The organism is Streptomyces sp. NPDC025833 (genome assembly GCF_055558055.1).
Window position 1 is genome coordinate 112,425 of the sequence record NZ_JBVHNF010000014.1, and the last position, 17,454, is coordinate 129,878.

Consider the following 17,454-nt stretch of genomic DNA (forward strand, 5'->3'; position numbering starts at 1 on the left):
CTCATCGTCAAGCATGGACAATCTGATCAAGTCGAGGAGGAGAATCATGTCGATCAACAGGGCTGTCCCGCTCGTCGATGTCCCGCGCGGGCTCGCGGGTGTCGTCGTCGCCGAGACCGGGGTCGGTGACGTCCGGGGCGGGGAGGGCTTCTACCACTACCGGCAGTACTCGGCCGTCGACCTCGCCCGCACCCGCACCTTCGAGGACGTCTGGCACCTCCTGGTCCACGACACCCTGCCCGACGCCCGGCGCGGTACCGCCTTCGCCGCCGAGACCGCCGCGCTGCGGCGCCTGCCCGACGGCGTCCGCGCCGCCCTGCCCGGCCTCGCGGCCGCGAGCCGGCCGGCCGGGCCGCTGGCCGGCCTGCGGTCCGCGCTCTCCCTGCTGGGCGCCGCCCAGGGCTTCCGGCCGGTCTACGACATAGACGCCGAGCGGCGCCGCGCCGACACCGTGGCCGCGTGCGCGGCCGTCCCCACCCTGCTCGCGGCGCTCCACCGGCTCGGCCGGGGCCTGGAACCGGTGGAGCCGCGCGAGGACCTGCCCCACGCGTCCAACTACCTGTACATGCTGACCGGTGCGGAACCGGAGCCGCGCCGGGCCCGTGCGGTCGAGCAATACCTGATCTCAACCATTGACCACGGATTCAACGCGTCAACCTTCACCGCGCGCGTCATCGCCTCCACCGGCGCCGACGTCGCGGCCTGCCTGACCGGTGCCGTCGGAGCCCTGTCCGGACCGCTGCACGGCGGCGCGCCCAGCCGGGCCCTGGACACGCTGGACGCGATCGGCACGCCCGACCGGATCGACCCATGGATCCGGGAACGTGTCCTCGCCGGCGAACGGATCATGGGCTTCGGGCACGCCGTGTACCGGACGGAGGACCCCCGCTCGCGGATGCTGCGGGAGATCGCGCGCGGCTTCGGCGGCCCGCGCGTGGACTTCGCGGTGGAGGTCGAACACCGGGTGGAGGCGATCCTCGCGGAGCTGAAGCCCGGCCGCGAGCTGCACACGAACGTCGAGTTCTACGCCGGCCTGGTCATGGAGCTGTGCGGCCTGCCCCGGGAGATGTTCACCCCGACCTTCGCGGCGGCACGGGTGGTGGGCTGGAGCGCCAACATCCTGGAGCAGGCGGCGGACCCGAAGATCATCCGCCCGGTGGCGCGCTACGTGGGGCCCCGGCCGCCGGTCACGGTGCCCGCCGCCGGCTGACCCGCCCGCCCCGGGGTCCTTCTATCCTGTGGTCCGCAGCCGGTCCCCAGGAGAAAGGCCACCCCGTGCCGAACAGCTTGGCGAACACCGCGGCGGACCTCGCGGCGGACGGTGCGGCGAACCGTACGGCGGACAGCGCGCCGGACGGCGCACCGGACGGGCGGGACGCCGGCCTCGGCCCGCGGCAGATCCCGGTCGTCGTACTCGCCGGATTCCTCGGCTCGGGGAAGACCACGCTGCTCAACCACCTGCTGCACCGCAGCGGGGGCAGCCGGATCGGGGCGATCGTCAACGACTTCGGCGCCATCGAGATCGACGCGATGGCGGTCGCGGGAGCCCTCGGCGACTCCACCGTCTCGCTCGGCAACGGGTGCCTGTGCTGTGCCGTGGACGCGAGCGAACTCGACCTCTACCTGGACCGGCTGGCGGCGCCCGGCACCGGCATCGACGTCATCGTCATCGAGGCCAGCGGACTGGCCGAGCCGCGGGAACTCGTGCGCATGGTGCTCGCCAGCGAGCACCCGGGCATCGTCTACGGCGGCCTCGTCGAGGTCGTCGACGCCGCGGAGTTCGACGACACGCGCGCGAAGCACCCCGAGATCGACCGGCACCTCGCCCTCGCCGATCTCGTCGTCGTCAACAAGCTCGACCGGGCCGGCGACAGCGGCCGGGTCCTGGGGCTGGTCCGCTCGCTCACCGACCGCGCGGTCGTCGTCCCCGCCGCCTACGGCCGCGTCGACCCGGAGTTCCTCTTCGACTGCCGGCCGGGCGAGGAACGCATCGGACAGCTCTCCTTCGACGACCTCCACGAGCACACCGAGGACACCGAGCAGACCGAGGACCCCGAGGGCGGCGCCGGGCACGCCGGGCACCTGCACACCGGCTACGACAGCGTGGCGTTCAGCTCTGGCACCCCCCTGGACCCGCGCCGGGTCATGCGTTTCCTCGACAGCCGACCCGAGGGGCTGTACCGGATCAAGGGGTACGTCGACTTCGGGCCGTACGACCCCGTCAACCGGTACGCCGTGCACGCCGTCGGCCGGTTCCTGCGCTTCTACCCGGAGCCCTGGAGCCCCGGCGAAGCCCGCCTCACCCAACTGGTGCTGATCGGCTCCGGCATCGACGCGGACGCCCTCGGCAAGGAACTGGAGGCGGCCGCGCAGGACACCCCGCACGCCGACGAGCACGGCATGTGGGGCGTCCTGCGCTACGTACGCACCCCGGACGGGACGGAAGCCGATCTGGAGGACCCGCCCGCCTAGCGCACCGGCCGTCACCGGGGGACCGGGGTCCCGCTCCTACGCAGACCGGCCGCCACAGGGGCCCGGCCCCGGCGCGGACCGGCCCCCGCCCGTCTCCCTGGAGGCCCGGCCCCCGTCCCGTCTGCCTAGAGGACCGGTCCCGCCACCACGGCGACCGTCTTCGGCATCGACGTGCCCGAGCCGTCCCGGCGCGGGTCCGGCTCGGGGAGCTGGACCGCGGCGCCGGTCTTCTGCGCCGCGCGCGCGGGCAGCGGGCCGGCCCAGGCCAGCGACAGGCAGTCCTCGCCCTTCAGGAAGCGCTGGCAGCGCACGCCGCCCGTGGCCCGCCCCTTGCGCGGGTACTGGTCGAACGGCGTCAGCTTCGCCGTCGTCTGCACCGAGTCGTCGAGCGTGCCGCGCGAGCCCGCCACGGTGAACACCGCCGCGTCGGCGGCCGGGTCGATCGCCGTGAAGGAGATGACCTTCGCGCCCTCGGTGAGCTTGATGCCCGCCATGCCGCCCGCCGGGCGGCCCTGCGGCCGCACGACGGAGGCCTGGAACCGCAGCAACTGCGCGTCGTCCGTGATGAACACCAGGTCCTCGTCGCCGGTGCGCAGCTCCACCGCGCCGACGATCCGGTCGCCCTCCCGGAGGGTGATGACCTCCAGCTCCTCCCTGTTGGAGGGATAGTCGGGCACCACGCGCTTGACGACACCCTGCTCGGTGCCGAGCGCCAGCCCCGGCGACGACTCGTCCAGCGTGGTCAGGCAGACGACCGTCTCGTCGCCCTCCAGGGAGACGAACTCCGCCAGCGGGGCCCCTCCGGAGAGGTTCGGCGGGGACATCGCCTCGGGCAGCTGGGGCAGGTCCACCACGTTGATCCGCAGCAGCCGGCCGGCCGAGGTCACCGCGCCGATCACCCCGCGCGCGGTCGTCGGCACCGCCGAGACGACGACGTCGTGCTTGACGCGCTTGGTGCCCGCCTCCGTGAGCGGCTCACCGGTCGCCGTGCGGGCCAGCAGCCCGGTCGAGGACAGCAGCACCCGGCACGGGTCGTCGGCCACCTGGAGCGGCACCGCGGCCACCGGGGCGCCCGCGGACTCCAGCAGCACGGTGCGCCGGTCGGTGCCGAACCTCTTGGCCACCGACGCCAGTTCCGCCGAGACCAGCTTGCGCAGCTCCGCGTCCGAGTCCAGGATCCGGGTCAGCTCCTCGATCTCCGCGGTGAGCTTGTCCTTCTCCGCCTCCAGCTCGATCCGGTCGTACTTGGTGAGCCGGCGCAGCGGTGTGTCGAGGATGTACTGCGTCTGCACGTCGCTCAGCGAGAAGCGCTGGATCAGGCGTTCCTTGGCCTGCGCGGAGTTCTCGCTGGAGCGGATGATCCGGATGACCTCGTCGATGTCGGCCAGCGCGGTCAGCAGGCCCTCGACCAGGTGCAGCCGGTCGCGCTTCTTGGTGCGGCGGAACTCGCTGCGGCGCCGGACCACGTCGAAGCGGTGGTCCAGGTAGACCTCCAGCAGCTCCTTCAGGCCCAGGGTGAGCGGCTGGCCGTCGACCAGCGCGACGTTGTTGATGCCGAAGGACTCCTCCATCGGGGTCAGCTTGTACAGCTGCTCCAGGATGGCCTCCGGCACGAAGCCGTTCTTGATCTCGATGACCAGGCGCAGGCCGTGCTCGCGGTCGGTGAGGTCCTTGACGTCGGCGATGCCCTGGACCTTCTTGGCGTTGACCAGGTCCTTGATCTTCGCGATGACCTTCTCGGGGCCGACCGCGAACGGCAGTTCGGTCACCACCAGGCCCTTGCGGCGGGCGGTGACGGTCTCGATCGTGACCGTCGCGCGCATCTTGAAGGTGCCGCGGCCGGTCGCGTACGCGTCCCGGATGCCGTCCAGACCGACGACCCGGCCGCCGGTGGGCAGGTCCGGGCCCGGGACGTGCTTCATCAGCGCGTCCAGATCGGCGTTGGGGAACCGGATCAGGTGGCGGGCCGCGGCGATGACCTCGCGCAGGTTGTGCGGGGGCATGTTCGTCGCCATGCCCACCGCGATGCCCGAGGATCCGTTGACCAGCAGGTTCGGGAAGGCGGCGGGCAGCGCCACCGGCTCCTGCTCCTGGCCGTCGTAGTTGGGCGCGAAGTCGACCGTGTCCTCGTCGATCGACTCGGTCATCAGGCTCGTCGCCTCGGTCATCCGGCACTCGGTGTACCGCATGGCGGCCGGCGGGTCGTCGTTGCCCAGGGAGCCGAAGTTGCCGTGGCCGTCGACGAGCGGCACGCGCATGGAGAACGGCTGCGCCATGCGCACCAGGGCGTCGTAGATCGACGTGTCGCCGTGCGGGTGCAGCTTGCCCATGACCTCGCCGACGACACGCGCGCACTTCACGTACGCACGCTCGGGACGCAGGCCCATCTCGTTCATCTGGTAGACGATCCGGCGGTGCACCGGCTTGAGGCCGTCACGGGCGTCCGGCAGGGCGCGCGAGTAGATGACCGAGTACGCGTACTCGAGGTAGGAGCCACGCATCTCGTCCACGACGTCGATGTCGAGGATCCTCTCCTCGAACGAATCGTCGGGCGGCGGGGTCTTCGTGCTGCGGCGGGCCATCGCTGCCGGCTCCTCCTGATCTGGTCGCTCGCCGAGGGGGCGCGCACCCCCCGGCTCGCTCTTGCTGAAGCGAATCACGGATCTCTCGCGGTCCATTGTGGACCGCGGCACCGACAACCCGGGCCGCGACCCGGTCGCCGCGGGCCCGCCCCGCGCCTCCGAGGACGTCCGGAGTGGGCCGGACGCAGGCTACGCGATCCGCTCTGGGCGTACGGCCCGCGGGAACTTCGCCGAGGCCCCGCACGCTTTGCATACAGTGGCAGGAACGGCAGGAAGACCGCGGTTTCGAAACCGCCTCCGCTCGCGAAGGGACGTATATGCCCATGGGTCACACGACCACGGCCGAGGCAGGCTCCGGGGGCCTGGCAGCGACCGAGCACCGCCTGGCCAACGGTCTGCGCGTGGTGCTCTCCGAGGACCACCTGACCCCGGTGGCGGCGGTCTGCCTCTGGTACGACGTCGGCTCGCGCCACGAGGTCGAGGGGCGCACCGGCCTGGCCCACCTCTTCGAGCACCTGATGTTCCAGGGCTCCGGGCAGGTCAAGGGCAACGGGCACTTCGAGCTGGTGCAGGGCGCCGGCGGCTCGCTGAACGGCACCACCAGCTTCGAGCGCACCAACTACTTCGAGACCATGCCCGCCCACCAGCTGGAGCTCGCCCTCTGGCTGGAGGCCGACCGCATGGGCTCGCTGCTGGCCGCCCTGGACGACGAGTCCATGGAGAACCAGCGGGACGTCGTCAAGAACGAGCGCCGCCAGCGCTACGACAACGTGCCGTACGGGACCGCCTTCGAGAGGCTGACCGCCCTCTCCTATCCGGAGGACCACCCGTACCACCACACGCCGATCGGCTCGATGGCGGACCTGGACGCGGCCACCCTGGAGGACGCCCGCCGGTTCTTCCGCACCTACTACGCGCCGAACAACGCGGTGCTCTCCGTGGTCGGTGACATCGACCCCGAGCAGACCCTCGCCTGGGTCGAGAAGTACTTCGGCTCCATCGCCTCCCACGACGGCAAGCCCGCGCCCCGCGACGGCTCGCTGCCGGACGTCATCGGCGGGCAGAAGCGCGAGGTCGTCGTCGAGGAGGTCCCGGCGCGTGCCCTGATGGCCGCCTACCGGCTCCCGCACGACGGCACGCGCGCGTGCGACGCGGCCGACCTCGCCCTGACCGTCCTCGGCGGCGGCGAGTCCTCCCGGCTGTACAACCGGCTGGTGCGCCGCGACCGCACGGCCGTCGCCGCCGGCTTCGGCCTGCTGCGCCTGGCCGGCGCGCCCTCCATGGGCTGGCTGGACGTGAAGACCTCCGGTGACGTCGAGGTGCCGGTCATCGAGACCGCCATCGACGAGGAGCTGGCCCGGTTCGCCGAGGAGGGCCCCACGCCCGAGGAGATGGAGCGGGCCCAGGCGCAGCTCGAGCGCGAGTGGCTGGACCGGCTCGGCACGGTGGCCGGCCGCGCCGACGAACTGTGCCGGTACGCCGTCCTGTTCGGCGACCCGCAGCTCGCCCTGACCGCGGTGAAGCGCGTCCTCGAGGTCACCCCGGAGGAGGTCCGGGAGATCGCCGCGGCGCGCCTGCGGCCCGACAACCGCGCGGTCCTCGTCTACGAGCCGAAGTCCCCGGAGTCCGCCGAGGACGCCGGGGTCCCCGACGACCCGGAGCGGGAAGCCACCGTAGAGGCGGGCCGCGACGAGACCGAGAACGAGGAGACGGCCAAGTGACCGAGCTCGCCACCATGGAGTTCCACCCCCAGCCGCAGCCGGGCGAGGCCAGGCCGTGGGCGTTCCCGGCCCCCGAGCGCGGCACGCTGGACAACGGCCTGACGGTGCTGCGCTGCCACCGCCCCGGCCAGCAGGTCGTGGCCGTCGAGGTGCTGCTGGACGCCCCCCTGGACGCCGAACCGGCCGGCCTGGACGGCGTCGCCACGATCATGGCGCGGGCCTTCTCGGAGGGCACCGACCGGCACTCCGCCGAGGAGTTCGCCGCGGAACTGGAGCGCGCGGGGGCCACCCTCGACGCACACGCCGACCACCCCGGCGTCCGGCTCAGCCTGGAGGTCCCGGCCTCCCGGCTGGCCAAGGGCCTCGGCCTGCTGGCCGACGCGCTGCGCGCGCCCGCCTTCGCCGAGAGCGAGGTCGAGCGGCTGGTGCGCAACCGCCTGGACGAGATCCCGCACGAGCTGGCCAACCCCGCCCGCCGGGCCGCCAAGGAGCTGTCCAAGGAGCTGTTCCCGGCCGCCTCGCGCATGTCGCGTCCGCGCCAGGGCACCGAGGAGACGGTCGAGAAGGTCGACGCGGCGGCCGTGCGCGCGTTCTACGACCGCCACGTGCGGCCCGCCACGGCCACCGCGGTGGTCGTCGGCGACCTCACCGGCATCGACCTCGACGCCCTGCTCGGCGAGACGCTGGGCGCCTGGACCGGCACCCCGGGCGAGCCCCGTCCGGTGCCCCCGGTGACCGCCGAGGACACCGGGCGCGTGGTCATCGTGGACCGGCCCGGCGCCGTCCAGACGCAGCTCCTCATCGGCCGGGTCGGCCCCGACCGGCACGACCGCGTGTGGCCCGCCCAGGTGCTCGGCACGTACTGCCTCGGCGGCACGCTCACCTCGCGCCTGGACCGCGTGCTGCGCGAGGAGAAGGGCTACACCTACGGCGTGCGGTCCTTCGGCCAGGTCCTGCGGTCCGCGCCGGACGGCACGGGCGCCTCGATGCTCGCCATCAGCGGCTCCGTGGACACCCCCAACACGGGCCCGGCGCTGGACGACCTGTGGAAGGTGCTGCGCACCGTCGCGGCGGAGGGCCTGACCGACGCCGAGCGGGACGTCGCCGTGCAGAACCTCGTCGGTGTGGCGCCGCTCAAGTACGAGACGGCGCTGGCCGTCGCGAGCACGCTGGCCGACCAGGTCGAGCAGCACCTGCCCGACGACTTCCAGGCGACGCTGTACCGGCAGCTGGCCGCCACGGGCACGGTGGAGGCCACCGCGGCCGTGGTGAACGCCTTCCCGGTGGACCGCCTGGTGACGGTCCTCGTCGGTGACGCCGCGCAGATCAAGGCGCCGGTGGAGGCGCTCGGCATCGGTGAGGTGACCGTGGTCGCGGCCGAGTGACGGACCGTGCGCGAGGGGCCCTGACGACCTACGGTCCGTCAGGGCCCCTGCCGTTCCACTCGCTTCCCCAGATGCCCGTTTTGGGGCGGAGGTTGCCTGTCTGCCCTGTGGGATGCGCTACAAAAGGCCGGATCTGTTTGAGGATCGAAAGCACGCCCGCTTAGCGTCTTCCAGGCTGTCCGTCAGGCAGTGCGCCGCACCCGCGGCACCGGACAGCCATCGCCGAGTCCCCGTAGGCGCGAGCCAGGGGAGCCGGGGACCCACCGTCCCTGGGGTGAATCGGGCGCCCGCGCGGAAGCGAGGGGGCCCGTAGGAGACCTTCCTGCTCCGAACCCGTCAGCTAACCCGGTAGGCGAGAGGGAAGGAAAGGACCAGTCACTTCATGGCGTTCACGCGCGCCACCGGGAAGCACCGCAAGCCCGGCCGGGTCAAGCGGACGACCGCTCAGGCGGCCGGCATCGCGGCCCTCACCACCACCGGTGTGATCGGCACCCTCGCCGCCTCCCCGGCGCATGCCGCGGCGAACCCCGCGGAGCAGACCGGCCTCCTTCCGGTCCTCGCCGCGAGCGACGACGTGGCCGAGCAGATCGACGCGCAGGCCGCCGCCCAGCAGCAGGCCGCCGACGAGCAGGCGGCCGAGGAGGCCGCGGCGAAGGCGGCCGCCGAGCGGGCCGAGGAGATCCGCGCGGCCGAGGCCCGTGCCGCCCGCGCGGCCGAGCGCAAGCGGCTGAACACCTTTGTCGCCCCCGTCGCGCAGTCCTACGTCTCGACGGCCTACCAGGCCGGCAGCTCCCTGTGGTCCTCCGGTTCGCACACCGGCATCGATTTCCACGCGGCCAGCGGCACCACCGTCCACGCGGTGGGTTCCGGCACGGTCGTCTCCACGGGCTGGGGCGGCGCGTACGGCAACCAGGTCGTCATCCGGATGGCCGACGGCCTGTACACCCAGTACGGGCACCTGTCCTCGATCGGTGTCACGGCGGGCCAGCAGGTCGTCCCGGGCCAGCAGATCGGCCTCTCCGGCGCCACCGGCAACGTCACCGGCCCGCACCTGCACTTCGAGGCGCGGACCGGCCCCGACTACGGCTCCGACATCGACCCCGTCGCCTACCTCCGCAACCACGGCGTGCACATCTGACCCGCGCGCGGCACACGGACATGGCGCAGGCCCCGGCTCACCGAGCCGGGGCCTGCGCCATGTCCGCACCGGGCCGGGAGCGCCGGAAAGGGCGGTCCGGCCGGCCGGAGAACGCGGGAGCCGCGCCGCCCGGTACGGACGGCGCGGCTCCCGGTGCTGCTCAGACGGTCTCGGGCAGCTCGTCCAGGCCCTCGGAGACCAGCTTGGCCAGACGGTCCAGGGCGGCGTCCGCGCCCTCGGCCTCGGAGGCGAGGACGATCTCCTCGCCACCCTTCGCGCCCAGGCCCAGGACGGCCAGCATGGAGGCCGCGTTGACGGGGTCGCCCCCGGCCTTGGCGATCGTCACCGGGACGCCGGTGGCCGTGGCGGCTCGGACGAAGAGGGAGGCGGGGCGGGCGTGGAGACCCTCGGCCCAGCCGACGTTGACGCGGCGCTCAGCCATGTGATGCTGCCCTTCAGTGCTCAGGTTGTCTAGACCAGTTTCCCACATCGTGAAGCGTGCCCGGGCCGGATCTCCGGACCGGCCCGGTGTGCCGTACGGCGGCCCCGGCCCGGCCGCCCGCCGGGCCCGGCACGGTTCGCGCCGCACACCGGCGCGCGCCGTACTCTGGGGCCCATGCAGACCTCGGCGGACCGGCAGGACCGGCACCAGTACCCCGCCCACTGGGAGGCGGACGTGGTGCTGCGCGACGGCGGCACCGCACGCATCAGGCCCATCACGGCCGACGACGCCGACCGCCTCGTCAGTTTCTACGAACAGGTCTCGGACGAGTCGAAGTACTACCGCTTCTTCGCACCGTACCCACGGCTCTCCGCCAAGGACGTTCACCGCTTCACACACCACGACTTCGTGGACCGGGTGGGGCTCGCCGCCACCATCGGCGGCGAGTTCATCGCCACCGTACGCTACGACCGCATAGGCGCCGACGGCATGCCCGCCTCCGCACCCGCGGACGAGGCTGAGGTCGCCTTCCTGGTCCAGGACGCCCACCACGGCCGGGGAGTCGCCTCCGCCCTGCTGGAGCACATCGCCGCCGTCGCGCGCGAGCGCGGCATCCGCCGCTTCGCCGCCGAGGTGCTGCCCGCCAACACCAAGATGATCAAGGTGTTCACGGACGCGGGCTACACCCAGAAACGCAGCTTCGAGGACGGCGTCGTCCGGCTGGAGTTCGACCTCGAACCCACCGACCGCTCCCTCGCCGTGCAGCGCGCCCGGGAGCAGCGCGCCGAGGCCCGCTCGGTGCGGCGGCTGCTCGCGCCCGGCTCCGTCGCGGTCGTCGGCGTCGGGCGCGCCCCGGGCGGAGTGGGCCGCGGCGTCCTCGGCAACATCCGCGACGCCGGCTACGCGGGCCGGCTGCACGCCGTGAACCAGGCCTTCCCGGCGGACCTGCGGGAGATCGACGGGGTGCCCGCACACCGCTCGGTGCGGGAGATCGACGGGCCCGTGGACCTCGCCGTCGTCGCCGTACCGGCCGCCCACGTGCCCGCCGTGGTCGCCGAGTGCGGTGAGCACGGCGTCCAGGGCCTGGTCGTACTCTCCGCCGGATACGCCGAGAGCGGGCCCGAGGGCCGTGAACGGCAGCGGGCGCTCGTGCGGGCCACGCGCGCGTACGGCATGCGGCTCATCGGCCCGAACGCCTTCGGCGTGATCAACACCGCTCCCGGCGTCCGGCTGAACGCGTCCCTCGCCCCGCAGCCGCCCCGCCCCGGCCGCATAGGCATGTTCGCCCAGTCCGGCGCGATCGGCATCGCCCTGCTGTCCCGGCTGCACCGGCGCGGCGGCGGGGTGACGGGGGTCACCGGCGTGTCGACCTTCGTGTCCGCCGGCAACCGCGCCGACGTCTCCGGCAACGACGTCCTCCAGTACTGGTACGACGACCCCGAGACCGACGTCGTCCTCATGTACCTGGAGTCCATCGGCAACCCCCGCAAGTTCACCCGCCTCGCCCGGCGGACGGCCGCGGCGAAACCGCTGGTGGTCGTGCAGGGCACCGGCGCGGCACCGCAGGGCCACACCGTACGGGCCACCCGGCTGCCCTACGCGACCGTCTCCGCGCTGCTCGGGCAGGCCGGCGTCATCCGGGTCGACACGATCACCGAACTGGTCGACGCCGGGCTGCTGCTCGCCCGGCAGCCGCTGCCCGCCGGGCCGCGCGTCGCGATCCTCGGCAACTCGGAGTCGCTGGGCGTGCTGACGTACGACCGGTGCGTCGCCGAGGGGCTGCGGCCGGCGCGGCCGGTCGACCTGACGACCGGGGCGACGGCGGAGGACTTCCACCGGGCGCTGGCCGGCGCGCTCGCCGACGACACCAACGACGCGGTCGTCGTCACGGCGATCCCCGCGATCGGCGAGACGTCCCCGGGAGACGCGGAGCTGGCGCAGGCGCTGCGGTCGGCCGCGGCCGCGGCGCCGGGGAAGCCGGTGCTGGTGGTGCACGTGGAGCTCGGCGGGCTGGCGGAGGCGCTGTCGGCCGCGGCCAGCACGGCGCCCCGGGCGGCCGGCGACGCGCGCCCCGCGGAGCTGCCGCTCACCACCGTGCGCCCGCCGGGCGACTCCCCGCCGGAGGGCACCCACCTCATCCCCGCCTACCCCGCCGCCGAACGCGCCGTACGCGCCCTCTCCGAAGCCGTGCGGTACGCGCAGTGGCGGCGGGAGGCGAGCGACCCCGGGAAGGTGCCGGAGTACGACGACATCGACGAGAAGGGGGCCGCCCGGCTGATCCGGGCGCTGCCGGAGCGGGGGGAGGGGTTCACCATCCCCACCGACGAGACCTGCGAACTGCTCGGCTCCTACGGCATCCCCGTCCGCCGGGCGCTCCCCGCGCCCACCCCCGAAGCCGCCGCCGAGGCCGCCCGCGCGCTCGGCTACCCGGTGGCCCTCAAGGCCACCGCCCCGCACCTCAGGCACCGCGCCGACCTGGGCGGCGTGCGGCTGGACCTGGCGGACGAGGAGCAACTGCTGCGGACGTACGCCGAACTGACCGGGCTGTTCGGGCCGCCGGAGGAACTGCGGCCGGTGGTGCAGGCGATGGCGCCCCGGGGCGTCGACACCGTGGTCCGCGCGGTGATCGACCCGGCGGCCGGGGCCGTGCTGTCCTTCGGCCTGGCCGGGGCCGCCTCCCAGATGCTCGGGGACATGGCCCACCGGCTGATCCCGGTCACCGACCGCGAGGCGACCTCGCTCGTGCGGTCCATCCGCACCGCGCCCATGCTGTTCGGCTGGCGCGGCTCCACGCCCGTCGACACCCCCGCGCTGGAGGAGCTGCTGCTGCGGGTGTCCCGGCTGGTCGACGACCACCCGGAGGTGGTCGAGGTCACCCTGGAGCCGGTCGTCGTCGCCCCGCACGGGGTCAGCGTCCTCGGCGCCACCGTCCGGCTCGCGCCCCCGCCCGCCCGCGACGACCTCGGCCCGCGCACGATGCCGGCGTACTGACCGCGGGAGGGGACGCGGGGACCGTCGGCCCCGGGGGCCGTCCCGGGTGCCCCGCGCCGGGCTTCCTCAGCGCCCCGGCTCCCAGGGCCCCGTCCGCCGCTCGCCCCCCTACCGCGGAGGCGGGGCGTCCCGCGGGCGCCGGCGGCCGGGACCGGGACGGAGGCGACGCCGGCGGCCGCGGGCCCGCGGCCCGCCCCGAGCCCGGGCGCCGGGCCCGCTCCCGGTGCCCGCGACTGGCCCGGACCGCCCTTGCCCACGGATTAAGATGGACGCCATGGCCAAGACCAGTACGACGACCCAGGGGCTGCGCGCGGCGATCGAGCGCAGCGGCTACTACCCGGCCCTCGTGGCCGAGGCGGTGGAAGCCGCTGTCGGCGGCGAGCCCGTCCAGTCGTACCTGGTCCACCAGGAGACGACGTTCGACCAGAACGAGGTGCGCCGACACGTGACCGTGCTGGTCCTCACCGGCAACCGCTTCATCGTCAGCCACACCGACGAGCAGGCCGCCGACGACACCTCCCCGACGCCGTACGCCACCACCTCCACCGAGTCCGTGAAGCTCGACCGGATCTCCTCGGTCGTGGTCAGCCGCGTGGTCGCCAACCCGGAGCAGTACACGCCGGGCACCCTGCCCCGCGAGGTCGTGCTGACCATCGGCTGGGGCGCGGTCAGCCGCATCGACCTGGAGCCCGCCGCCTGCGGCGACCCCAACTGCGACGCCGACCACGGCTACACGGGCAGTTCCACGGCGGACGACCTCAGCCTGCGCGTCAGCGAGGCCGGGGACGGCCCGGAGACGGTGCGCCAGGCGCTCGCCTTCGCGCAGGCCATCTCGGAGGCGACCGCGGACCTCGCGCGCTGATGTCCCAGCTCTCCGCCTGGGACCACCCGGAACCCCTCGCCCTGGACACCGCGCCGCTGCCCGAGTACGGCACGGGCTCGCTGGCCGACCTGCTGCCCACGCTGGCCGCCGGCATGGGGGTCCCCGGCCTGACCGCCACCATCGGCGAACTCACCCCCGCCGACCGGGTCTGCGTCTTCCTGGTCGACGGCCTCGGCTGGGAGCAGCTCAGGGCCCACCCGGACGAGGCCCCTTTCCTGGCCTCCCTGCTCGGCACCTCGCGCGGCGGCACGGGCCGGCCCCTCACCGCCGGCTACCCGGCGACCACCGCGACCTCCCTGGCCTCCGTCGGCACCGGCCTGCCGCCCGGCGCCCACGGCCTGCCCGGCTACGCCGTGCGCAACCCGGCCACCGGCGAGCTGATGAACCAGCTCCGCTGGAACCCGTGGACGCCGCCGCGCCCCTGGCAGCCGTACCCCACCGTCTTCCAGCTCGCGCAGGACGCCGGCGTGCACGCCGCGCAGGTGTCCTCGCCCGCCTTCGAGCACACCCCGCTCACCAAGGTCGCGCTGAGCGGCGGCACCTTCGTCGGGCGGCTCACCGGTGAGGAGCGCATGGACCTCGCGGCCGGCCGACTGGCCGCGGGCGACCGCTCGCTGGTCTACACGTACTACTCCGAGCTGGACGGCGCCGGGCACCGCTACGGCGTCGCCTCCGACACCTGGCGCGGCCAGCTCATGCGCGTCGACCGGCTCGCCCAGCGGCTGGCCGAGCAGCTCCCGCCGCGCAGCGCCCTCTACGTCACCGCCGACCACGGCATGGTCGACGTGCCGTTCGACGAGCGGCACCGCATCGACTTCGACGAGGACTGGGAACTGCGCGCGGGTGTCGCCCTGCTCGGCGGCGAGGGCCGGGCCCGGCACGTGTACGCGGTGCCGGGCGCCGAGAACGACGTGCTGACCTGCTGGCGCGAGGTGCTGGGGGAGCAGTTCTGGGTGGCCTCGCGGGACGAGGCGATCGCGGCCGGCTGGTTCGGGCCGGAGGTGGACGAGCGCGTGTACCCGCGCATCGGCGACGTGGTCGCCGCCGCGCACGACGACGTCCTGCTGATCGCCTCCGAGGGCGAGCCGAAGGAGTCCGCGCTGGTCGGCAACCACGGCTCGATGACCCCGGCGGAACAGCTGGTCCCGCTCCTCGAAGTACGCTCCTGACCCGTCCGCCCGCCCCACCCCGCCGAAAGGTACGCGACTCCTCATGCCCGAGCTGGTGTTCTTCTCCGGAACGATGGACTGCGGGAAGTCGACACTGGCTCTCCAGATCGAGCACAACCGGTCCGCGCGGGGCCTGGCCGGCATGATCTTCACCCGCGACGACCGGGCGGGCGAGGGCAAGCTGTCCTCCCGGCTGGGCCTGGTGACCGACGCGGTGGAGGTCGAGGACGGCCAGGACCTGTACGCGTACCTCGTGGACCACCTCTCGCAGGGCGGCCGGGCCGACTACGTGATCGCGGACGAGGCGCAGTTCCTCGCGCCCGTGCAGATCGACCAGCTCGCGCGCGTGGTGGACGACCTCGGCCTGGACGTGTTCGCCTTCGGCATCACCACCGACTTCCGCTCCAAGCTCTTCCCCGGCTCCCAGCGGCTGGTGGAACTGGCCGACCGGATCGAGGTGCTCCAGGTGGAGGCGCTGTGCTGGTGCGGCGCCCGGGCCACGCACAACGCCCGCACGGTGGGCGGCGCGATGGTGGTCGAGGGCGCCCAGGTCGTCGTCGGCGACGTCAACCAGTCCGCCGGCGAGGTCGGCTACGAGGTGCTGTGCCGCCGCCACCACCGGCGCCGGATGACCGCCGCGTCGGCCCGCGCGGCGGCCCTGTCCCCGGACGTGCTGCCGGTGTCGCCCTCCTGAGCGCTCAGCGCGGGTCCTGCACCACCGAGAACTCCGCGCCCTCCGGGTCCGCCACCTCCGCCACCCGCCCGTGCGGACCGTCGTGGGCCGGTCTGAGGACCCGGCCGCCCAGACCGGTGACCTGCCGCAGCGTCTCCCCGATGTCCCTCACCTCGAAGTACGTCTGCCAGTGCGAGCCGCGGTCCCTGGGCAGGCCGTGGCCCAGGCCGTGCAGGCCGGCCACCGGACGGCCGTCGAGGCGGAGGGTCACGTAGTCGAAGCCGGCGTCGACCACCGGCTCCCGCGTGTAACCGAACACGCTCGTGTAGAACTTCGCGACGCTCTCGGTCTCGACGGTGCGCAGTTCGTTCCAGACGGGCGTGCCGGGCACCCCGGTGAGCGCCGCGCCGGGGTACGCGGAGGCCTGCCAGATGCCGAACACCGCACCGGAGGGGTCGGAGGCGATCGCCATCCGCCCGGCGTCCGCGGCGTCCAGCGGGCCGACGGCCACCGTGCCCCCGCACAGCCGCACCGTGTCGGCGGTCCGGTCCACGTCGTCCGAGGCAAGGTACGGCGTCCAGGCGACCGGCAGCCGGCGGTCCGGCGGGAGCTGGCCCATGCCCGCCACCTCCCGCCCGTCCAGCAGCGCCCGGACGTACGGGCCGAGCTGCTGCGGGCCCGGCCGGAACTCCCAGCCGAACAGCTCGCCGTAGAACTCCTCGGTGCCGGCCAGCCCGTGGGCCATCAGGCTCACCCAGCAGGGCGTGCCGGGCACGCGCCGCGCGTGCGGACCGGCCGACTCCCGTGCCTCGGTCATCGATCACTCTCTCCCCGGCCCCTCGCGGTGGCCGTGTCGCTTCCGCCGTCCGGAAGGGCCGTCCACGCCGCCGGCGTGCACGCCCGTGCCGGTGCCCGCATCCTCCGCGGTGCCGGGGACCGTACCGCGCCGCCGGACGGCACCTCCGCAAGGGCGCCGGTGACGACGGCGATGTCGTCCTCCGCCGCTTGCCGGCCGTGGTTGACGGATGTCCGCCCGCTGTACAGTCCGTGCCCGATCCCGTACGCCACGTGATCGAGCCTGTCCGGCCGAGCAGAGTAGCCGGACCTGGACGCCGCGGCCACCCCTGGCGTATGGATGGACGCCATGAAAGCCATCATCACCGCATCCGAACTCGCGCGAGAGCAGGCCGGGGACGTGCCGCCCGTCCTGCTGGACGTGCGCTGGCAGTTGAGCCTGGCGAAGGCGGCGGGCGCGCCGGCCTTCGACGGCCGGGCCGAGTACGCGGCCGGGCACATCCCCGGCGCCGTCTTCGTGGACCTGGACCGCGAACTCGCCTCCGCGCCCGGCGCGCGGGGCCGGCATCCGCTGCCCGACCTCGCGGAGTTCGGCGCCGCGATGCGCCGCGCGGGCGTGTCGGCGGGCCGGCCGGTCGTCGTGTACGACGGCGGGCAGGGCTGGGCGGCCGCACGCGCGTGGTGGCTGCTGCGCTGGACGGGTCACCCGGACGTGCGGGTCCTCGACGGCGGGTTGCCGTCGTGGCGCGGCGAGCTGTCCACGGAGGTCCCGGCCCCGGCCGAGGGCGACTTCGTGCCCGCTCCCGGGGCCCCGGGAGTGCTGGACGCGGACGGGGCGGCGGCGCTGGCCCGTACGGGGGTGCTGCTGGACGCGCGCGCGGGGGAGCGGTACCGCGGAGAGGTGGAGCCGGTCGACCGGGTCGGCGGGCACGTCCCGGGCGCGGTGTCGGCGCCGACGGCGGAGAACGTGGGGCCCGACGGCCGCTTCCTGCCCGCCGCGGAACTCAGGGACCGGTTCAGGGCGCTGGGGGTGTCCGAGGACACCGAGGTGGGCGTGTACTGCGGTTCGGGCGTCTCCGCGGCGCACGAGGTGCTCGCGCTGGCGGTGGCGGGCATCCCGGCGGCCCTGTACGTGGGTTCCTGGTCCGAGTGGTCCTCGGACCCGGCCCGGCCGGTGGCGGTGGGCGCGGATCCGCAGTAGCG

General features: G+C 74.1%; 13 protein-coding genes and 1 riboswitch. Of the genes, 10 read left to right on the plus strand and 3 right to left on the minus strand.

What is annotated here, in order from left to right; translation table 11 throughout:
* The first annotated feature begins 46 nt into the window (after positions 1-46).
* Both ACZ4K2_RS25145 and ACZ4K2_RS25150 read left to right on the plus strand, forming a co-directional pair.
* The gene (locus ACZ4K2_RS25145; RefSeq protein WP_467476006.1) at positions 47-1,210 is read left to right on the plus strand and encodes a citrate synthase/methylcitrate synthase; all 1,164 of its coding nucleotides are present in this window, start codon (positions 47-49) and stop codon (positions 1,208-1,210) included.
* 188 nt (positions 1,211-1,398) lie between these two features.
* Positions 1,399-2,472, plus strand: a complete 1,074-nt coding sequence (locus ACZ4K2_RS25150) for a CobW family GTP-binding protein (RefSeq protein WP_467476090.1) — start codon at positions 1,399-1,401, stop codon at positions 2,470-2,472.
* Positions 2,473-2,597: 125 nt separating this feature from the next.
* Here ACZ4K2_RS25150 and ACZ4K2_RS25155 read toward each other — a convergent pair whose 3' ends face one another.
* Complete coding sequence (locus ACZ4K2_RS25155) at positions 2,598-5,054, minus strand: DNA gyrase/topoisomerase IV subunit A (protein WP_467476005.1); 2,457 nt, start codon at positions 5,052-5,054, stop codon at positions 2,598-2,600.
* Between the two features lie 317 nt (positions 5,055-5,371).
* Here ACZ4K2_RS25155 and ACZ4K2_RS25160 point away from each other — a divergent pair, with 317 nt between their 5' ends.
* The 3 genes from ACZ4K2_RS25160 (at position 5,372) to ACZ4K2_RS25170 (ending at position 9,298) form a co-directional block, all read left to right on the plus strand.
* Positions 5,372-6,775, plus strand: coding sequence for a M16 family metallopeptidase (locus ACZ4K2_RS25160; protein ID WP_467476004.1), 1,404 nt, complete (start codon positions 5,372-5,374; stop codon positions 6,773-6,775).
* The gene (locus ACZ4K2_RS25165; protein ID WP_467476003.1) at positions 6,772-8,160 is read left to right on the plus strand and encodes a M16 family metallopeptidase; all 1,389 of its coding nucleotides are present in this window, start codon (positions 6,772-6,774) and stop codon (positions 8,158-8,160) included. The genes ACZ4K2_RS25160 and ACZ4K2_RS25165 overlap by 4 nt, the downstream gene beginning before the upstream one ends.
* A gap of 210 nt (positions 8,161-8,370) precedes the next feature.
* A riboswitch (cyclic di-AMP (ydaO/yuaA leader) is annotated at positions 8,371-8,530 on the plus strand.
* A 12-nt stretch (positions 8,531-8,542) separates the two neighbouring features.
* On the plus strand, positions 8,543-9,298 hold the full coding sequence (locus ACZ4K2_RS25170) for a M23 family metallopeptidase (RefSeq protein ID WP_467476002.1): 756 nt from the start codon (positions 8,543-8,545) through the stop codon (positions 9,296-9,298).
* A 160-nt stretch (positions 9,299-9,458) separates the two neighbouring features.
* Here the strand turns inward: ACZ4K2_RS25170 and ACZ4K2_RS25175 are convergent, their stop codons facing one another.
* Positions 9,459-9,740 carry an HPr family phosphocarrier protein gene (locus tag ACZ4K2_RS25175; protein ID WP_467476001.1) on the minus strand — a complete coding sequence of 94 codons (282 nt, stop codon included), beginning with the start codon at positions 9,738-9,740 and terminating at the stop codon, positions 9,459-9,461.
* A 174-nt stretch (positions 9,741-9,914) separates the two neighbouring features.
* Here ACZ4K2_RS25175 and ACZ4K2_RS25180 point away from each other — a divergent pair, with 174 nt between their 5' ends.
* The 4 genes from ACZ4K2_RS25180 to ACZ4K2_RS25195 all read left to right on the plus strand — a co-directional run bounded on the left by ACZ4K2_RS25180 (position 9,915) and on the right by ACZ4K2_RS25195 (position 15,477).
* On the plus strand, positions 9,915-12,731 hold the full coding sequence (locus tag ACZ4K2_RS25180; RefSeq protein ID WP_467476000.1) for a bifunctional acetate--CoA ligase family protein/GNAT family N-acetyltransferase: 2,817 nt from the start codon (positions 9,915-9,917) through the stop codon (positions 12,729-12,731).
* A 274-nt stretch (positions 12,732-13,005) separates the two neighbouring features.
* Complete coding sequence (locus tag ACZ4K2_RS25185; RefSeq protein ID WP_467475999.1) at positions 13,006-13,593, plus strand: DUF5998 family protein; 588 nt, start codon at positions 13,006-13,008, stop codon at positions 13,591-13,593.
* Positions 13,593-14,783: an alkaline phosphatase family protein gene (locus tag ACZ4K2_RS25190; RefSeq protein WP_467475998.1), complete on the plus strand. Its 1,191-nt coding sequence runs from the start codon at positions 13,593-13,595 to the stop codon at positions 14,781-14,783. Before ACZ4K2_RS25185 ends, ACZ4K2_RS25190 begins: the two co-directional genes overlap by 1 nt.
* Before the next feature lie 43 nt (positions 14,784-14,826).
* Positions 14,827-15,477, plus strand: a complete 651-nt coding sequence (locus ACZ4K2_RS25195) for a thymidine kinase (RefSeq protein ID WP_467475997.1) — start codon at positions 14,827-14,829, stop codon at positions 15,475-15,477.
* Between the two features lie 4 nt (positions 15,478-15,481).
* Here ACZ4K2_RS25195 and ACZ4K2_RS25200 read toward each other — a convergent pair whose 3' ends face one another.
* The gene (locus ACZ4K2_RS25200) at positions 15,482-16,273 is read right to left on the minus strand and encodes a VOC family protein (protein WP_467475996.1); all 792 of its coding nucleotides are present in this window, start codon (positions 16,271-16,273) and stop codon (positions 15,482-15,484) included.
* Between the two features lie 327 nt (positions 16,274-16,600).
* On the opposite strand from ACZ4K2_RS25200, the gene ACZ4K2_RS25205 reads away from it, so the two are divergent.
* The gene (locus tag ACZ4K2_RS25205; protein WP_467475995.1) at positions 16,601-17,452 is read left to right on the plus strand and encodes a sulfurtransferase; all 852 of its coding nucleotides are present in this window, start codon (positions 16,601-16,603) and stop codon (positions 17,450-17,452) included.
* Positions 17,453-17,454: the final 2 nt, after the last annotated feature.

Excerpts from the sequence above, each read along its gene's own strand:
- ACZ4K2_RS25175 (WP_467476001.1), bottom strand. The coding sequence starts at position 9,740 with ATGGCTGAGCGCCGCGTCAACGTCGGCTGGGCCGAGGGTCTCCACGCC.
- ACZ4K2_RS25170 (WP_467476002.1), top strand. The coding sequence starts at position 8,543 with ATGGCGTTCACGCGCGCCACCGGGAAGCACCGCAAGCCCGGCCGGGTC.
- ACZ4K2_RS25155 (WP_467476005.1), bottom strand. The coding sequence starts at position 5,054 with ATGGCCCGCCGCAGCACGAAGACCCCGCCGCCCGACGATTCGTTCGAG.
- ACZ4K2_RS25190 (WP_467475998.1), top strand. The coding sequence starts at position 13,593 with ATGTCCCAGCTCTCCGCCTGGGACCACCCGGAACCCCTCGCCCTGGAC.
- ACZ4K2_RS25205 (WP_467475995.1), top strand. The coding sequence starts at position 16,601 with ATGAAAGCCATCATCACCGCATCCGAACTCGCGCGAGAGCAGGCCGGG.
- ACZ4K2_RS25195 (WP_467475997.1), top strand. The coding sequence starts at position 14,827 with ATGCCCGAGCTGGTGTTCTTCTCCGGAACGATGGACTGCGGGAAGTCG.
- ACZ4K2_RS25145 (WP_467476006.1), top strand. The coding sequence starts at position 47 with ATGTCGATCAACAGGGCTGTCCCGCTCGTCGATGTCCCGCGCGGGCTC.
- ACZ4K2_RS25180 (WP_467476000.1), top strand. The coding sequence starts at position 9,915 with ATGCAGACCTCGGCGGACCGGCAGGACCGGCACCAGTACCCCGCCCAC.
- ACZ4K2_RS25200 (WP_467475996.1), bottom strand. The coding sequence starts at position 16,273 with ATGACCGAGGCACGGGAGTCGGCCGGTCCGCACGCGCGGCGCGTGCCC.
- ACZ4K2_RS25185 (WP_467475999.1), top strand. The coding sequence starts at position 13,006 with ATGGCCAAGACCAGTACGACGACCCAGGGGCTGCGCGCGGCGATCGAG.
- ACZ4K2_RS25160 (WP_467476004.1), top strand. The coding sequence starts at position 5,372 with ATGCCCATGGGTCACACGACCACGGCCGAGGCAGGCTCCGGGGGCCTG.